This window comes from Thioalkalivibrio sp. ALE31 (genome assembly GCF_000377405.1).
In the GTDB taxonomy this organism is placed as follows: domain Bacteria; phylum Pseudomonadota; class Gammaproteobacteria; order Ectothiorhodospirales; family Ectothiorhodospiraceae; genus Thioalkalivibrio.
In genome coordinates, this window is sequence record NZ_KB905024.1 from 172,309 (window position 1) to 185,769 (window position 13,461).

The following is a 13,461-nucleotide window of genomic DNA, read 5'->3' on the forward strand; positions in this document are numbered from 1 at the left end:
TTTCGTCGGGGTTTATTGCCGGGCCGCCAGCGCCAGGGCACTTTGCAGGGCCACGTTGGCGCCGATCTCGATGTCCTCCCAGTTTGTCCATTCCGCGGCGGAATGGCTACGCCCCTGGAGGCTCGGCACGAAGATCATGCCGGTACGGGTGATCCGGCTCATGCTCTGGGTGTCGTGGGCCGCGCCACTGGGCATAGTGATGTACTCCAGACCCATGCGCTCGGCCTGCGCCTCGATGGTCTGCACAATGCCGGGATCGCAGCGCACCGGGTCGATCTCGGAGAGCACGTCGAATTCGAACATCAAATCACGCCGACGGGCCAGGCTCGACAGGGTGCGACGGGCCGCATGCGCCAGCGCGGTCAGCACCTTTTCGTCGGTATCGCGCACCTCGAAGGAGAAGGTCGCCACCCCGGGCACCGTGTTCGGCGCCCCGGGCGAGAGCTCCACGCGCCCGATGGTGGCACGCGAATTCGGGCTGCCGTGCTCCTCCAGCAGGCGATCGATCTCGCCGCCGAACTCGGCCAGGCCCTGGAAGGCATCAATGCGCATGTCCATCGGCGTGGTACCGGCATGGTTCGGCTGCCCCTTCAGGCGCACCTCCCACTTGAACAACCCGGTAATCGCCTCGACCACGCCCACGCTCAGGCCGCGCCGGTCGAGTACCGGCCCCTGCTCGATATGCGTCTCGATGAAGGCATGCAGGGTGTGCGGGTCGCGCCGCGCGCTCAGGGCGTCGTCGGCATTCAGGCCCCAGTTGGCCATGGCCTCGACCAGGGTCACGCCCTCGAGATCCCGCGCATGGCTGATACTCTCGGGGGTCAGCTTGCCGGCCATCGCCTGGGAGCCGAACATGCCACCGAAACGACCCTCTTCGTCGGTGAAGTCGATCACCTCCAGCGGGTACTGCAGATCGACCGCGTTCTCCTTGGCCGTGCGCAGCACCTCCAGCCCGATCAGCACGCCCAGCGCCCCGTCCAGCGGGCCGCCCCCGGGCACCGTGTCTAGGTGCGAACCCATGGCGACCACCGGGCGCTTGCCGTCATAGTCCAGCCGACCATGCAGGTTGGCGGCACCGTCCTGCCAGACGTCCAGGCCGGCGGCCTCCAGGCGACCGCGAAACCACTCGCGCCCGGCGCGGTCGCCCTCGCTGAAGGCGCGGCGATGCAGGCCGCGGTCGGCATCGCGGCCGATCTGGCCCAGGTCGTTGATGTCCTGTTGCAGGCGCTGCATGTTGATCTTGAGATCCGTCATGGAACCCTCCGGAAACGGGTCCGTCGCTGCTACGCGAGGGCGGGGCCTCGAGCGTATCGGCAGGACGGACCGGGTGAATCAGTCGCGCGGACGCCCGCGCAGGATGGCCCCGATCAGGACCAGGAAGACGATCGCGCCCACCGCGAAGAAGCCGAAGGCGCGGGTCAGGCTGTGATGCTCCACCGTGACGGTGGTTTGGTCGGCCCAGTCATCCGCATCCGCGGCGCGCAGGCGGAACCGGTACTCGCCATCGGGCAGTCCGCTGATGACGGTGCTGGTATCACCGCCCTGGTAGATCACGCGGGCATCCGCGTGATCCGGCCCCGAGGCCTGCTCCAGAACCACCGCCGCATCCGCCTCCCAGGCGAGGGTGAACCCGCCATCGGTGGAGCGCTCCGGCGGGGCGTCGAAGGCCGGCTGGGCGCCCACCGCAAGCGGCAGGAAGAGCAGCGCGGGCAGGAGGGGGCGAAGGATGCGCATCGGAGCCTCCGGACGGGCCCGGGCTCAGGCCTTGCCGTCGAACGGTTGCAGCCCGGCCCGAGGCTCGGTGGTGTTCATCGCCTCGACCAGCAGGTCGAGGTTCTGGTCGAGTTCCTCCAGACACCCCTTCGGCAGCGACTGCAGGGCCCGGTTCAGTTCGCCTTGCGGCGCGGCCGGGGCCTGGTCCAGCAGTTCGAGGCCGGCATCGGTGACATAGAGCCGCACGATGCGCTGGTCCTTTTCCGGACGGCGGCGCTCGATCAGCCCGCGGTGCTCCAGCTTGTCCAGCAGGTTGGAGGTCGTGGAGGCATGCACCGAGAGCCGACGCGACAGGTCGCTGACGTTAAGCCCCGGCGTGCGCTGCAGTTCCCACAGGGCCCACAGCTGCGAGGCGCTGATCCCACAGGCCCGCTCGACCGTGCGCGAGTGCCCCTGCAGCGCGCGGATGATCACCCGCAACTGGCGGATCACCGAACGCGCCAGATCCGGCTCGCCACTCGTGCCGGCGACGGCACCGGATTCGTTGTCGTGTGCCTGGGGCACGGCCTGGGTGGATGTCATCGAAACTTCCCGCAATTGAATCACTCGTTTAGTTATTTTTGTACAAAAATAGTTCCATTGCAACTTACGCACCGGCTGGCGAAATCCGGCCATGGGCTCTAAACAGGTGGATTGGGGAACCTGCCCCGCTCAGAGGACCGACCCGGTACGCCGGGCATCGGTCAGCTGGAGGGCCTCCCGCCCAAGAAAAGGAACACGGGGCGGGTGTCGTGGTCACACCACAGTGCGCCGGGGCTGCGTATCGTGTTTACAACGCATTTGCCCGCGTGGTCCGCAGACCACCGGTTGCAGCCCGGGACGCACCGTGCACTTCGTGTCCGCCCGGTAAGGCCACTGGCGACACCCGAACCGCCTGACCAGAAGAGGAATCACAATGAAGAAGACGATGAGCTGGACCCTGGCACCCCTGTCCGGTGCCGTTGCCCTGGCCCTGTTCCTGGGCCCGAATGTCGCCGCCGCCGAATACGACAGCATCCAGGTCGGCAACCTGTCGATCGGCGGCGCACTGCGCGCCAATTATGTCATTGGCGACTATCCCGACTCCGATCGACGCTCATGGGACAAGGGCGGCAATTTTCTGCTCGACACCGCCCGTATCAACCTCGACTACGAGAACGGTCCCTGGCTCGGCAAGCTGGAGTACCGCTGGTATGACGGCTACAACATGCTGCACACCGGCTGGGTCGGCTATAACTTCGAGAACGAGAGCCAGCTGCAGGTGGGCGTCAACCGCGTACCCTTTGGCCCGGGCCCCTACGGTGTGTCCCAGAGCTGGTTCTTTGACCAGCATTACTACGTGGGTCTGTCCGACGACATGGACCTCGGCGTGAAGTACACCATGCCGATGGGCGACTGGACCTGGGACTTCGGCTATTACGCGCGAGATGAAGGCCACTACTCGGGCGACACCCGGGACAGTGCGCGGTACTCCTATGACGTCGTCAACGAATCGGGCGACGGCTATGAGGAACGCAACCAGTTCAACGTGCGCGGAATCTACAGCATCCCGAACGCGAATACCGACGTCGGTTTTTCCGCGCAATACGGCGAGTTGAAGAGCAAGGGTCCGCAGAGTGATGGCGACCATTACGCGGTCTCCGGCCACATGGTCAACAACTGGGGCAACTGGACCCTGGCCAGCCAGCTGACCTATTACAAGTTCGACGTGGACGCGAACCAGCCGCTGGGAACCGACAAGCTGGTCCAGATGGGCGCCTACGACTTCCCGAACACCGTGGCCGCCGAGGGCTGGATCCCGGCCGTGTCGCTCAGTTACTACCAGGAAACCAGCAACATCCCGTGGCTGGACTACGTAATCCCGTACGCCGAGGTGTCCTCAATCGTGAAGAGCGAGAGCGACTTCAACAACAGCGACATGCTGGTGCTGGGCGCCGCCTGGGCCCGGGGTAACTGGTACATCTACACGGACCTGGCCTACTCCAACGGCAACGAATTCGTCGGCGGGAACCGCCGCGGCGACAACCCGTTCGGGGATCGCCTGGGCGCCAACGAGGACAACAACTGGGAGGCCCGGGTCAATATCAACTTCGGGTACTACTTCTAGGACGAGAGTACGCGGCCGCCACCCGGCGGCCCGCTGGCGTCACTCGAGCCCGCATCCACGGATGCGGGCTTTTTGCTGTCCGGCCGCGAGGCCTTCGGCCGGCTAGTCGCGGGCGGGGGCCTCGGCGAGGTCCGGACGTCCGGGCTGGGGCATGCGGTCGGGATTGGCCCAGCGCATCAGGGCGAAGGCGAGCAGGATGGTGGGGATGCCGATCAGGGCGGAGCTGGCGAAGAACCAGACCCAGCCGATGTGCTCGGCGAGTACGCCCGTGAAGCCGGCGAGGAACTGGCCGGGCAGGGTCATGATGGAGCTGAACAGGGCGTACTGGGTGGCGGTGTAGGCGCTGTTGGTCAGGCTTGAGAGATAGGCGATGAACACCGAGATCGCCATGCCACCGGAGAGATTGTCGGCCATGATCGCGAACACCAGGCCATAGGTCTCCGGCCCCAGGGTCGCCAGCCAGGAGAAGGTCAGGTTGGTCAGCGGGGCCAGGATCGCGGTCGCGATCAGCATGCGCATGATGCCGAAGCGCACCACCAGCAGGCCGCCGAGGGCCGCGCCGGTCAGGGTCATGGCCAGGCCGAAGGCGGCGGCGATGTTGGCGATCTCGTCCTTGGTGAAGCCGATGTCCAGATAGAACGGATTGGCCATCACGCCCATGAAGATATCGCTGATGCGGAACACGGCGATGAAGGCGATCACCACCAGGGCGATCTTCCCGAAGCGCTGCCAGAACTCGACGAACGGGCAGATCACCGCGCCGATGAACCAGGCCTTCAGGCCGCGCCACCAGCCCGTATCGGAGGTGTTGTTGAGGTAGTGGACCACGCGGTCCTCGAGTCGGGCCGTGGCGGAGTCGCGCCGGGCCACCTCGGGCTCACGGACGATCAGCGTGCAGACGACGCCCACCAGCATCAGGGCGGCCATCGCGCCATAGGAGAGGCTCCAGCTGCCGATCGCGGCGATATGCAGCGCCCCGGCTCCAGCGGTCAGTAGGGCCACGCGATAGCCGAACACGTAGGCGGCGGCCATCGCGCCCTGGCGCTCCTGGCTGACGGCCTCGATGCGGTAGGCATCGATGGCGATGTCCTGGGTCGCGGCGCCGAAGGCCGTGAGTACGGCCCAGACGGCCACCAGCCAGAGCTGCTCCGTCGGGTCGGTCAGGGCGATCCCGGCCAGGCCCAGGATGATCACGGCCTGGGCGAACAGCATCCAGGCACGACGACGTCCGAACACTCGGGTCAGGACCGGCAGGGCGAGGCGGTCGACCACCGGGGCCCAGAACACCTTGATGCTGTAGGCCATGCCGACCCAGGAGAGGAAGCCGATGGAGGCCAGCTCCACGCCAAGGTCGCGCAGCCAGGCGGTGAAGGTGCCGCCGGTCAGCAGCAGCGGCAAGCCCGCGGCAAAGCCGAGGAACAGCATGCCGATGACCCGCGGATGGCGGTAGACCGCCAGGGCCGCGCGCCAGTCGCGGCGCGGGGGCCGTTGCGCTTCGGCGGCGTCGGTCATGCGCGGCACAGGCCCCGGTCAGGGCTGGTAGTCATAGTCGATCCAGAACGGCGCGTGGTCGGAGAAGCGGTCGTCGGTGTGGATGTACGGATCGCGCGCGGTGGCGGCAATGCCCGGGGTGGCGATCTGGTAGTCGATCCGCCAGCCCACGTTCTTGGCCCAGGCCTGGCCGCGGTTGGACCACCAGGTGTACTGCTCGGGGCGCCCGTCCAGCCGGCGGAACACGTCGACCATGCCGATCTCGTCGAACAGGTGGTCCAGCCAGGCCCGCTCCTCCGGCAAGAAGCCGGAGTTCTTGCGGTTGGACTTATAGTTGGTGAGGTCGATCTCCTTGTGGGCGATGTTCCAGTCGCCGCAGATGACCCATTCACGCCCGTCCTGCATGCGTTCCGCCAGCCAGGGGCGGAAGAACTCGAGGAAGCGCCACTTGGAGTCCTGGCGATGATCGCCCGAAGACCCCGAGGGCAGGTAGAGCGAGACCACCGACAGGTTGCCGAACCGCATCTCGGCATAGCGGCCCTCATTGTCGGCCTCCTCGAAGCCGATGCGGGTCACGACTTCGTCCGGCTGGCGGCGGCTGTACAGCGCCACGCCGCTGTAGCCGGGCTTCACGGCATCGACATAGACGCTGTGGTAGCCGGGTGGATGGAAGGGCTCGCCCTGGATCTGGTGGATCTGGGCCTTGGTCTCCTGGATACAGACCACGTCGGCCTCGGTGGACGGGAGCCAGTCGAAGAAGCCCTTGCGGGCTGCGGCACGGATGCCATTGGCGTTCATCGAGAGTATGCGCATGGCGACGAACGATACCCGCGCCCGCGCGCGTGGAAAAGCCCCGGACTGCGGCACTGGCACAGGTCTGTGTCAAAATACGACGTTTGAGACCGGAGCCACCCGATGACCGCCCACGCCTTCCTCGAATATGCCCTGCAACGCGACGTCCTGCGCTTTGGCGAGTTCACACTGAAGTCCGGACGGCTGAGCCCGTACTTCTTCAACGCGGGCCTGTTCAATCGCGGCTCGGACCTGGCGCGGCTGGGCGAGTTCTACGCGCAGGCGATCAGGGATTCCGGTATCCAGTTCGACCTGGTGTTCGGTCCGGCCTACAAGGGCATTCCGCTGGCCGCGGCGGTCACCGAGGCGCTTTATCGCGACCACGGCATGGACCGCCCCTGGGCCTTCAACCGCAAGGAGGCCAAGGATCACGGCGAGGGCGGCAACATCGTCGGCGCCCCGCTGGAGGGTCGGGTGCTGATCGTGGACGACGTGATTACCGCCGGCACCGCGATCCGGGAATCGGTGGACCTGATCCGGGCGGCCGGGGCCACCCCGGTCGGCGTGGCGATCGCGCTGGACCGCGAGGAGCGCGGCCGCGGCGAGCGCTCCGCGATCCAGGAGGTCGAGGCCGATCTGGGCCTGCAGGTGGTGCGCGTCGCCCGGCTGGGCGACCTGGTCCGCATGCTCGAGGAGACCGGCCGCGCGCCGGAACACCTGGAGGCCCTGCGCGCCTACCGCGCCGAGTACGGCGTTTAGGGAGACGCGGACCACCGCTTCAGCGTCCACCTCCGTCATTGCGAGGAGGTGCAGCCGACGAAGCAATCTCCCAGCGCGGTAGAAAGCCGCCGGGCCGCCCCACCCGTCGGTGGCTCCGGCCGGCGGTTACTTGCTTCGTTCGCCCCGCGGCCGTTCAACGCAGCCTTTCCGCTTCGACGGCGGCGGTCCTCGCAAGGACGGGTGCGGATGAGCGCGCAGAACGGGCTACAGGAGCTCGGTGTCGTCGTGCGAGTACGCCGGCGAGCAGCTGCACAGGATATGCAGGGGCTCGGCGCCGGTGTTGCGGATGTTATGCGGCGTGCCGGGCGCGATGCAGACCGTGTCACCCACCGTCACCGGGAAGGTCGCCTCATCCAGGCGCATCTCGCCCTGGCCACGGGTGACGTGATAGAGCTCCTCGGTGCGCGCGTGGCGATGCAGGCGCGTGATCGCACCGGGCTCGACCACGGCCTCGGCCAGGCTCTGGGCGGCGTTGCCGTGCACATCGGGGTGCATCAGCTCGCGGATCTCGGAGCCGTCCTTGGTGTCATAGGCCGGGATGTCGGCGTAGCGCGTATGCATCATCGGGCTCACGCGGACTCCGGCACTTCCTCGAGCAGCAGGCTCTGGCCACCCATCGCGGCGGGCTTGGGCACCCCCATCAGTTCCAGCACGGTCGGGGCGACATCGGCCAGGCCGCCGCCGGTGCGCAGGCGCCAGCGCTGGGAGTCGGTGATCATGCACATCACCGGGTAGATGGTGTGCTGGGTATGCGGGGCGCCGGTCACCGGGTCGACGTATTCGTCGCAGTTGCCGTGGTCGGCGGTCACGATCGCGGAGTATTCCAGCTCCCGCGCGGCGTCCAGGACCCGACCGACCTCCTGGTCCAGGGTCTGGACCGCCTGGATCAGCGCCTCGCGCTTGGCGGTGTGTCCGACCATGTCGCCGTTGGCGAAGTTGACCAGAATGAACCCGTAGCGCCCGCTCTGCATCGCCTGGATGGTCTCGTCGGCCACCTCCTTGGCGCTCATCTCCGGCTGCTCGTCGTAGGTATCCACGGACGGCGAGGGGACCATCACCCGCTGCTCGCCGGCGTAGGGCTCTTCCTTGCCGCCGTTGAAGAAGAAGGTCACGTGGGCGTACTTCTCGGTCTCGGCGCAATGGAACTGAGGGATACCGGCGGAGGCGATGGTACTGCCCAGGGTGGTCGACGGGCGCTCCGGGGGGAAGGCAATCGGTGACAGGAAGCGCGGGTCGTACTCGGTCAGGCAGGTTTCCGCCACGGGGTGGAAGTCGCCGCGGTCGAAGCCGTCGAAGTCGTCCATGCCCAGGGCGGCGGTGAGCTGACGCGGGCGGTCGTTGCGGAAGTTGAACAGCACGCAGACCGCGTCCTCGCCCAGCGGGGCGCCGCCGTTGATGATGCGCGGATTGATGAATTCGTCGTCCTCGCCGGCCGCGTAGGCGGCCTCGATGGCCTCGCGGGCGGAACCGGCGGGCTCGCCCTCGGCATAGGCGATGGCACGGAAGGCCTTCTCGGTGCGCTTCCAGCGCTTGTCACGGTCCATTGCGTAATAGCGCCCGCAAACCGTGGCGATGGCGCCGCCGGCGTTGGCCAGTTCTTCCTCCAGCGGGTCGAGGTAGTTCAGCGCCGAGCGCGGGGCGGTGTCGCGGCCGTCGGTGATCATGTGCACCATCGGCCGCGCGCCCTCGCGCTGGCAGATCTCGACCAGGGCGCGCAGATGGCGGATGTGCGAGTGCACGCCTCCATCGGAGACCAGGCCGATCAGGTGCAGGGGCAGGTTGTTGTTGGCGGCCGCCCGGGCGGCGCTGACCAGGGCGTCGTTCTCGTAGAAGCTGCCGTCGGCGATGGAGTCGTCGATGCGCACCAGGTCCTGGTTGATCACGGTCCCCGCGCCCAGCGTCAGGTGCCCCACCTCGGAGTTGCCCATCTGCCCATCCGGCAGCCCGACCGCGCGGCCACAGGCATCCAGCGTGGTGTGCGTATGGGTCGAGAGATACTCGTCGAGACGCGGGGTGTCGGCCTCGGCGTAGGCATTGTTCAGCTTGGAGGGGTTCACGCCGACTCCGTCCATGACGATCAGCAGGACGGGGCGGCGGGGGGTGGAACGCGGATCGGCCATCGCGGGATCATTACCTGGGTCAATGGGTTACCCGGGTATTTTAGCAACTTCCGATGCTTGGCGGGGCGCCGGGCCGCACAAATCGCGGGCGCCCCGGCCGGTTCAGCGATCGCGCTGCGTGTCATCCGCCTCGGTTGAGGCGTCCCCGGGGTCCGAATCGGCGCCGGGCAGGGTGTCGTCGCCCGCCGTGCCGGACACCGCCGGTTGCTCTCCAGAGCCGGCGGGCGTGCCCCCGGAATCGCGGGCGGCCCGCTGGCGGCGTAGTTCAGCCTGCTCTTCCTCGATGCGGTCCAGCTCGGCATCCATTTCGTCATCGGTCAGCGGGGTGTACCCGGTGCGCGCGGCCGCCGTGGCACTTTCGCCCGCCCCGGCGGCGGTCCCGGTCGTCCCGGATGCCATCGCCGCCGAACTCGCCGCGGCCGTCTTGCGCGATCCGCCGCCGCTGCCGCCACCCCGCGGCTTGCCACCGCCCGGGCCGTCATCATCCGGGCCGTCGTCGTCGCCCGTGTCCGCGTCACCGCCCGCGCCAGCGCGCCGTTCGGCCTTCTTGCGCTCCATGATCCGCGACAGGATCAGGCCGATCTCGAACAGCAGCCACATCGGCAGCGCCAGCAGGGTCTGCGAGATGATATCCGGCGGGGTGAGCACCATCCCCACCAGGAACACCCCGACGATTACGTAGGGGCGCTTCTGCGCCAGCTTGGCCGGGGTGGTCGCCCCCATGGAGACGAGCAGGATGGTCGCCACCGGCACCTCGAAGGCAATGCCGAAGGCGATGAACAGCATGATGACGAACGACAGGTAGCGCGAGATGTCGGTCATCACCGACACGCCCTCGGGCGCGGTGGCGGTGAAGAACGCGAAGATCAGCGGGAACACCACGAAATAGGCGAATGCCATCCCGAGGTAGAACAGCATGGTGGACGAGGCCACCAGCGGCAGCGCCATGCTCTTTTCGTGGGCGTACAGGCCCGGGGCCACGAAGGACCAGACCTGGTACAGCAGGTACGGGATGCTGAGGACCACGGCCAGCAGCAGGGTCAGCTTGAACGGGATCAGGAACGGCGCGGCCACGTCGATCGCGATCATGCTGGTGCCTTCCGGCAGGTGCTGCATCAGCGGGTCGGCCAGCCAGGTGTAGATCGGGTTGGCGAACGGGAACAGGATCAGGAACACCACCAGGATGGCGATGAACATCCTGAGAATGCGGTCCCGCAGCTCGATCAGATGCGTGAGCAGGGTCTCGGTGGCTTCCGGACTCGGCTCGACCCCCGGTTTGGTCTTGCTCATGAGTGCTTGTCAGGGGTCTGGTCGTCGTGAGTGGTGTCGGTCGTCGAGTCCCGCGCAGGGCGCGAGCCCTCATCCGCGGGATCCGGGGTCCGGCGTTCGCGCACCGCCGGCTTCTTGCGCTCCGGACGCGGCCCGTCGGCCGCCCGTGCCTTCTGCTCGGCGGCCAGCGCCGGGTCGTCGGTCATCAGGTTGCCGTCCAGATCGCCCTGTGTGGGCACACGGCGCACCTCGGTCGGTTCGTCGGCTTCGGCGTCGGTATCCGGCGTTTCAGCGTCGCCACCGCGCACCGCCGCGTCGGGGCTGCGCATCGAGGGCTTGTCGCGCACCGCCGGCTTGGCCGGCTTCTTCTCGGCCAGCGCCTTCTGCTCGGAGTCCGAGAGGTGCTTGCCGGTCTTCGGCTGACCCTCGATGTCCTCCCGCAGACCGCGCTCGGTATCCTCGAACTCCTCGCGCAGGCTGGTCTCGGTCTCGTCCATCATGTTCTTGAGCTGGCGGATCTCGCGATCCTGGCTCTTCAGCATTTTGCGCAGCTCGTCGGTCTGCAGCTCCTGCTCGAAATCCGAACGCACGCTGTGGACGAAACGCCGGGTCTTGCCCACCCAGCGCCCGATCTCGCGCGCAAGCCCGGGCAGCCGCTCCGGCCCGACGACCAGCAGCGCCACCAGCACGATGATGATGATTTCCCAGAAGCCGATATCGAACATGGACTACCGCCGTTCGAGCCGGGCCACCGCGCCGGGCGCGAGGCTCAGGACTTCTTGTCCGATTGCGAGGCGTCGGAATCCTTTTCGCTGCTCTTTTTGACCTCGGCGTCGACCACGCGACCCTTGTCGTCGGTCTGGTCCTCGACCTCGCGCGTCTCGCCGTCTTCGCCTTCCTTCTTCTCTTCGGCGTCGGGGTCCTTGACCGCCTGGCGGAAGTTCTTCATCGCCGAACCGATATCCCCCCCCATGTTGCGCAGCTTCTTGGTGCCGAACAGCAGCACGACGATGAGCAGGATAATGAGGAGCTGCCAAATACTGATACCACCGATACCCATGGATTCTGTCTCCGGTAAAACAACTTTTGGGTAGCCTGAACGGCGCCAGGCCCATAATCAACTGTGCGGCACGCCGGGTCATGTACATGCTCGCGCCCGGATTGCTCTGGCGCGTGGACCCGACACGATGACCGCAGTGTAGCCGAGCAACATGAACGAACGCTTTACCGGAGCCAGTCAAAGGCCGCCGGGAGATCATCAGTGATCGGAGCGACGTCCACTCGTTTCGCGCGCGGCCTTCTCCGCGACACCCGACAGGCCGAAACGTCGCGCCAGTTCGTCGAGGACATCGTCCGGGTGCCGGCCGCGCGCCGCGAGCACCACCAGGGCATGAAACCACAGGTCGGCCATTTCCGACACCAGGGCGTCGGTATCGTTGTTCTTCGCGGCGATCAGGGTCTCCGCCGATTCCTCGCCCAGTTTCTTCAGCATCTCGTCCAGGCCGCGCGCGTGGAGCTTGGCCACATAGGACTGCTCCGGATCGGCCTGACGGCGCTGCTCGATGACCTCGGCCAGTGCGGCGAGCACCTCGGCGCCGGCGGGATGGTTGGGCGCGGACTCGGTCATTGCGTGGCCACCTCGGCATCGTTCGGTCGCACCGGCACACCGGCCGCCGCCATCGCGTCCTTGGCCTCGCCCACGGTGTGCTGGCCGAAATGAAAGATACTGGCCGCCAGCACCGCGTCGGCATGGCCCTCGGTCACGCCCTCCACCAGGTGCTGGAGCTCACCGACGCCGCCGGAGGCGATGACCGGGATACCCACCGCGTCGCTGACCGCGCGGGTCAGGGCCAGATCGAAGCCGATGCGGGTACCGTCGCGGTCCATGCTGGTCAGCAGGATCTCGCCGGCCCCCAGGGCCTCCATGCGCTGCGCCCATTCGACTACGTCCAGCCCGGTCTCGCGGCGCCCTCCGTGGGTAAAGACCTCCCAGCGCGGTGGTTCATTCCCCGTGCTGACCTGCTTGGCGTCGATCGCGACCACGATGCACTGGCTGCCGACCCAGTCGGCGGCCTCGCGCACCAGCTCCGGGCGGTGCACCGCGGCGGTATTGATGGAGACCTTGTCGGCCCCGGCGTTCAGCAGGCGGCGGATGTCCTCGACCGCGCGCACGCCGCCCCCGACCGTCAGCGGGATGAAGACCTCGCGCGCGACCGCCTCGACCACGTGCAGGATGGTCTCGCGGTCGTCGCTGGAGGCGGTGATGTCGAGGAAGGTGATCTCGTCCGCGCCCTGCGCGTTGTAACGCCGGGCAATCTCCACCGGGTCCCCGGCATCGCGGATGCCGACGAAGTTGACGCCCTTGACCACGCGGCCGGCGTCGACATCCAGGCAGGGGATGATGCGCTTGGCGAGCATCTCAGCTCCCGGCGGCCGCGCGGGCCTCCTCCAGGGTGAAGGCGCCCTCGTACAGGGCCCGGCCGACGATCGCGCCGGTGATGCCGTCTTCCTCGCGCGCCGCCAGATTGCGGATGTCGTCCAGTGAACTGATACCGCCGGAGGCGATCACCGGCACGCGCACGTTGCTCGCCAGGCGTGCGGTGGCCTCCACGTTGGGGCCCTTCATCATCCCGTCGCGGGCGATGTCGGTGTAGACGAAGGCCACCACGCCGTCGGCCTCGAAGTGCTGGGCCAGGTCGATCACGTCGTGGTGCGAGAGCTTGGACCAGCCATCCACCGCGAGCTTGCCGTCCTTGGCGTCCAGCCCGACGATGATGCGGCCGGGAAACTCCAGGCACAGGTCGTTCACGAAGTGCGGGGCGCTGACCGCGCGGGTGCCGATGATCACGAACTCGACCCCGGCATCGAGGTAGGCCTGTACCGTGTCCTCGTCGCGCACCCCGCCGCCGATCTGGATCGGCAGGTCGGGGAAGGCCTTCGCGATGGCGTGCACCGCCTGGGCATTGCGCGGCTGGCCGGCGAAGGCGCCGTCCAGGTCCACGATGTGCAGGCGTTCGGCCCCGGCGTCCACCCAGCGCTTCGCCATCTCCACCGGGTCCTCGCCGAACACGGTGGAATCGTCCATGTTCCCCTGGCGCAGGCGAACGCACTTGCCTTCCTTCAGATCGATTGCGGGGATGACCAGCATCT

15 protein-coding genes are annotated in these 13,461 nt (G+C 67.4%); 2 read left to right on the plus strand and 13 right to left on the minus strand.

Annotation, left to right across the window (positions count from 1 at the left end; all coding sequences use genetic code 11):
* Positions 1–12: 12 nt before the first annotated feature.
* From D103_RS0110370 to D103_RS0110380, 3 genes are all read right to left on the minus strand, one after another.
* Positions 13–1,254, minus strand: a complete 1,242-nt coding sequence (locus D103_RS0110370) for a Zn-dependent hydrolase (protein WP_018867657.1) — start codon at positions 1,252–1,254, stop codon at positions 13–15.
* A gap of 78 nt (positions 1,255–1,332) precedes the next feature.
* The gene (locus D103_RS0110375) at positions 1,333–1,734 is read right to left on the minus strand and encodes a hypothetical protein (RefSeq protein ID WP_018876762.1); all 402 of its coding nucleotides are present in this window, start codon (positions 1,732–1,734) and stop codon (positions 1,333–1,335) included.
* Between the two features lie 24 nt (positions 1,735–1,758).
* Entirely contained in the window at positions 1,759–2,295 is a 537-nt protein-coding gene (locus D103_RS0110380; RefSeq protein WP_018876763.1) for a MarR family winged helix-turn-helix transcriptional regulator, read from the minus strand.
* A 373-nt stretch (positions 2,296–2,668) separates the two neighbouring features.
* On the opposite strand from D103_RS0110380, the gene D103_RS0110385 reads away from it, so the two are divergent.
* Entirely contained in the window at positions 2,669–3,859 is a 1,191-nt protein-coding gene (locus D103_RS0110385; RefSeq protein WP_018876764.1) for a hypothetical protein, read from the plus strand.
* Positions 3,860–3,961: 102 nt separating this feature from the next.
* On the opposite strand, the gene D103_RS0110390 is transcribed toward D103_RS0110385, so the two are convergent.
* Complete coding sequence (locus D103_RS0110390) at positions 3,962–5,371, minus strand: AmpG family muropeptide MFS transporter (RefSeq protein ID WP_038028762.1); 1,410 nt, start codon at positions 5,369–5,371, stop codon at positions 3,962–3,964.
* 18 nt (positions 5,372–5,389) lie between these two features.
* On the minus strand, positions 5,390–6,163 hold the full coding sequence (locus D103_RS0110395; RefSeq protein ID WP_255349388.1) for an exodeoxyribonuclease III: 774 nt from the start codon (positions 6,161–6,163) through the stop codon (positions 5,390–5,392).
* Between the two features lie 102 nt (positions 6,164–6,265).
* On the opposite strand from D103_RS0110395, the gene pyrE reads away from it, so the two are divergent.
* Positions 6,266–6,901 carry an orotate phosphoribosyltransferase gene (gene pyrE, locus D103_RS0110400; RefSeq protein WP_018876767.1) on the plus strand — a complete coding sequence of 212 codons (636 nt, stop codon included), beginning with the start codon at positions 6,266–6,268 and terminating at the stop codon, positions 6,899–6,901.
* Between the two features lie 225 nt (positions 6,902–7,126).
* Here pyrE and D103_RS0110405 read toward each other — a convergent pair whose 3' ends face one another.
* From D103_RS0110405 to hisA, 8 genes are all read right to left on the minus strand, one after another.
* Positions 7,127–7,483 (minus strand): cupin domain-containing protein, encoded by a 357-nt coding sequence (locus D103_RS0110405; RefSeq protein ID WP_026280347.1) that lies wholly within the window; start codon positions 7,481–7,483, stop codon positions 7,127–7,129.
* A gap of 8 nt (positions 7,484–7,491) precedes the next feature.
* Positions 7,492–9,042, minus strand: a complete 1,551-nt coding sequence (gene gpmI / locus D103_RS0110410; RefSeq protein WP_018876769.1) for a 2,3-bisphosphoglycerate-independent phosphoglycerate mutase — start codon at positions 9,040–9,042, stop codon at positions 7,492–7,494.
* Between the two features lie 102 nt (positions 9,043–9,144).
* Positions 9,145–10,332, minus strand: a complete 1,188-nt coding sequence (tatC, locus tag D103_RS0110415) for a twin-arginine translocase subunit TatC (protein WP_018876770.1) — start codon at positions 10,330–10,332, stop codon at positions 9,145–9,147.
* Positions 10,329–11,036 (minus strand): Sec-independent protein translocase protein TatB, encoded by a 708-nt coding sequence (tatB, locus tag D103_RS0110420; protein ID WP_018876771.1) that lies wholly within the window; start codon positions 11,034–11,036, stop codon positions 10,329–10,331. Before tatB ends, tatC begins: the two co-directional genes overlap by 4 nt.
* 44 nt (positions 11,037–11,080) lie before the next feature.
* Positions 11,081–11,371 carry a twin-arginine translocase TatA/TatE family subunit gene (gene tatA, locus D103_RS0110425; RefSeq protein WP_018867646.1) on the minus strand — a complete coding sequence of 97 codons (291 nt, stop codon included), beginning with the start codon at positions 11,369–11,371 and terminating at the stop codon, positions 11,081–11,083.
* A gap of 198 nt (positions 11,372–11,569) precedes the next feature.
* A complete protein-coding gene (locus D103_RS0110430; protein ID WP_018876772.1) occupies positions 11,570–11,938 on the minus strand; it encodes a phosphoribosyl-ATP diphosphatase in 369 nt (122 codons plus the stop codon).
* The gene (hisF, locus tag D103_RS0110435) at positions 11,935–12,729 is read right to left on the minus strand and encodes an imidazole glycerol phosphate synthase subunit HisF (protein ID WP_018876773.1); all 795 of its coding nucleotides are present in this window, start codon (positions 12,727–12,729) and stop codon (positions 11,935–11,937) included. The genes D103_RS0110430 and hisF overlap by 4 nt, the downstream gene beginning before the upstream one ends.
* A 1-nt stretch (position 12,730) precedes the next feature.
* The gene (gene hisA, locus D103_RS0110440) at positions 12,731–13,459 is read right to left on the minus strand and encodes a 1-(5-phosphoribosyl)-5-[(5-phosphoribosylamino)methylideneamino]imidazole-4-carboxamide isomerase (protein ID WP_018867643.1); all 729 of its coding nucleotides are present in this window, start codon (positions 13,457–13,459) and stop codon (positions 12,731–12,733) included.
* Positions 13,460–13,461: the final 2 nt, after the last annotated feature.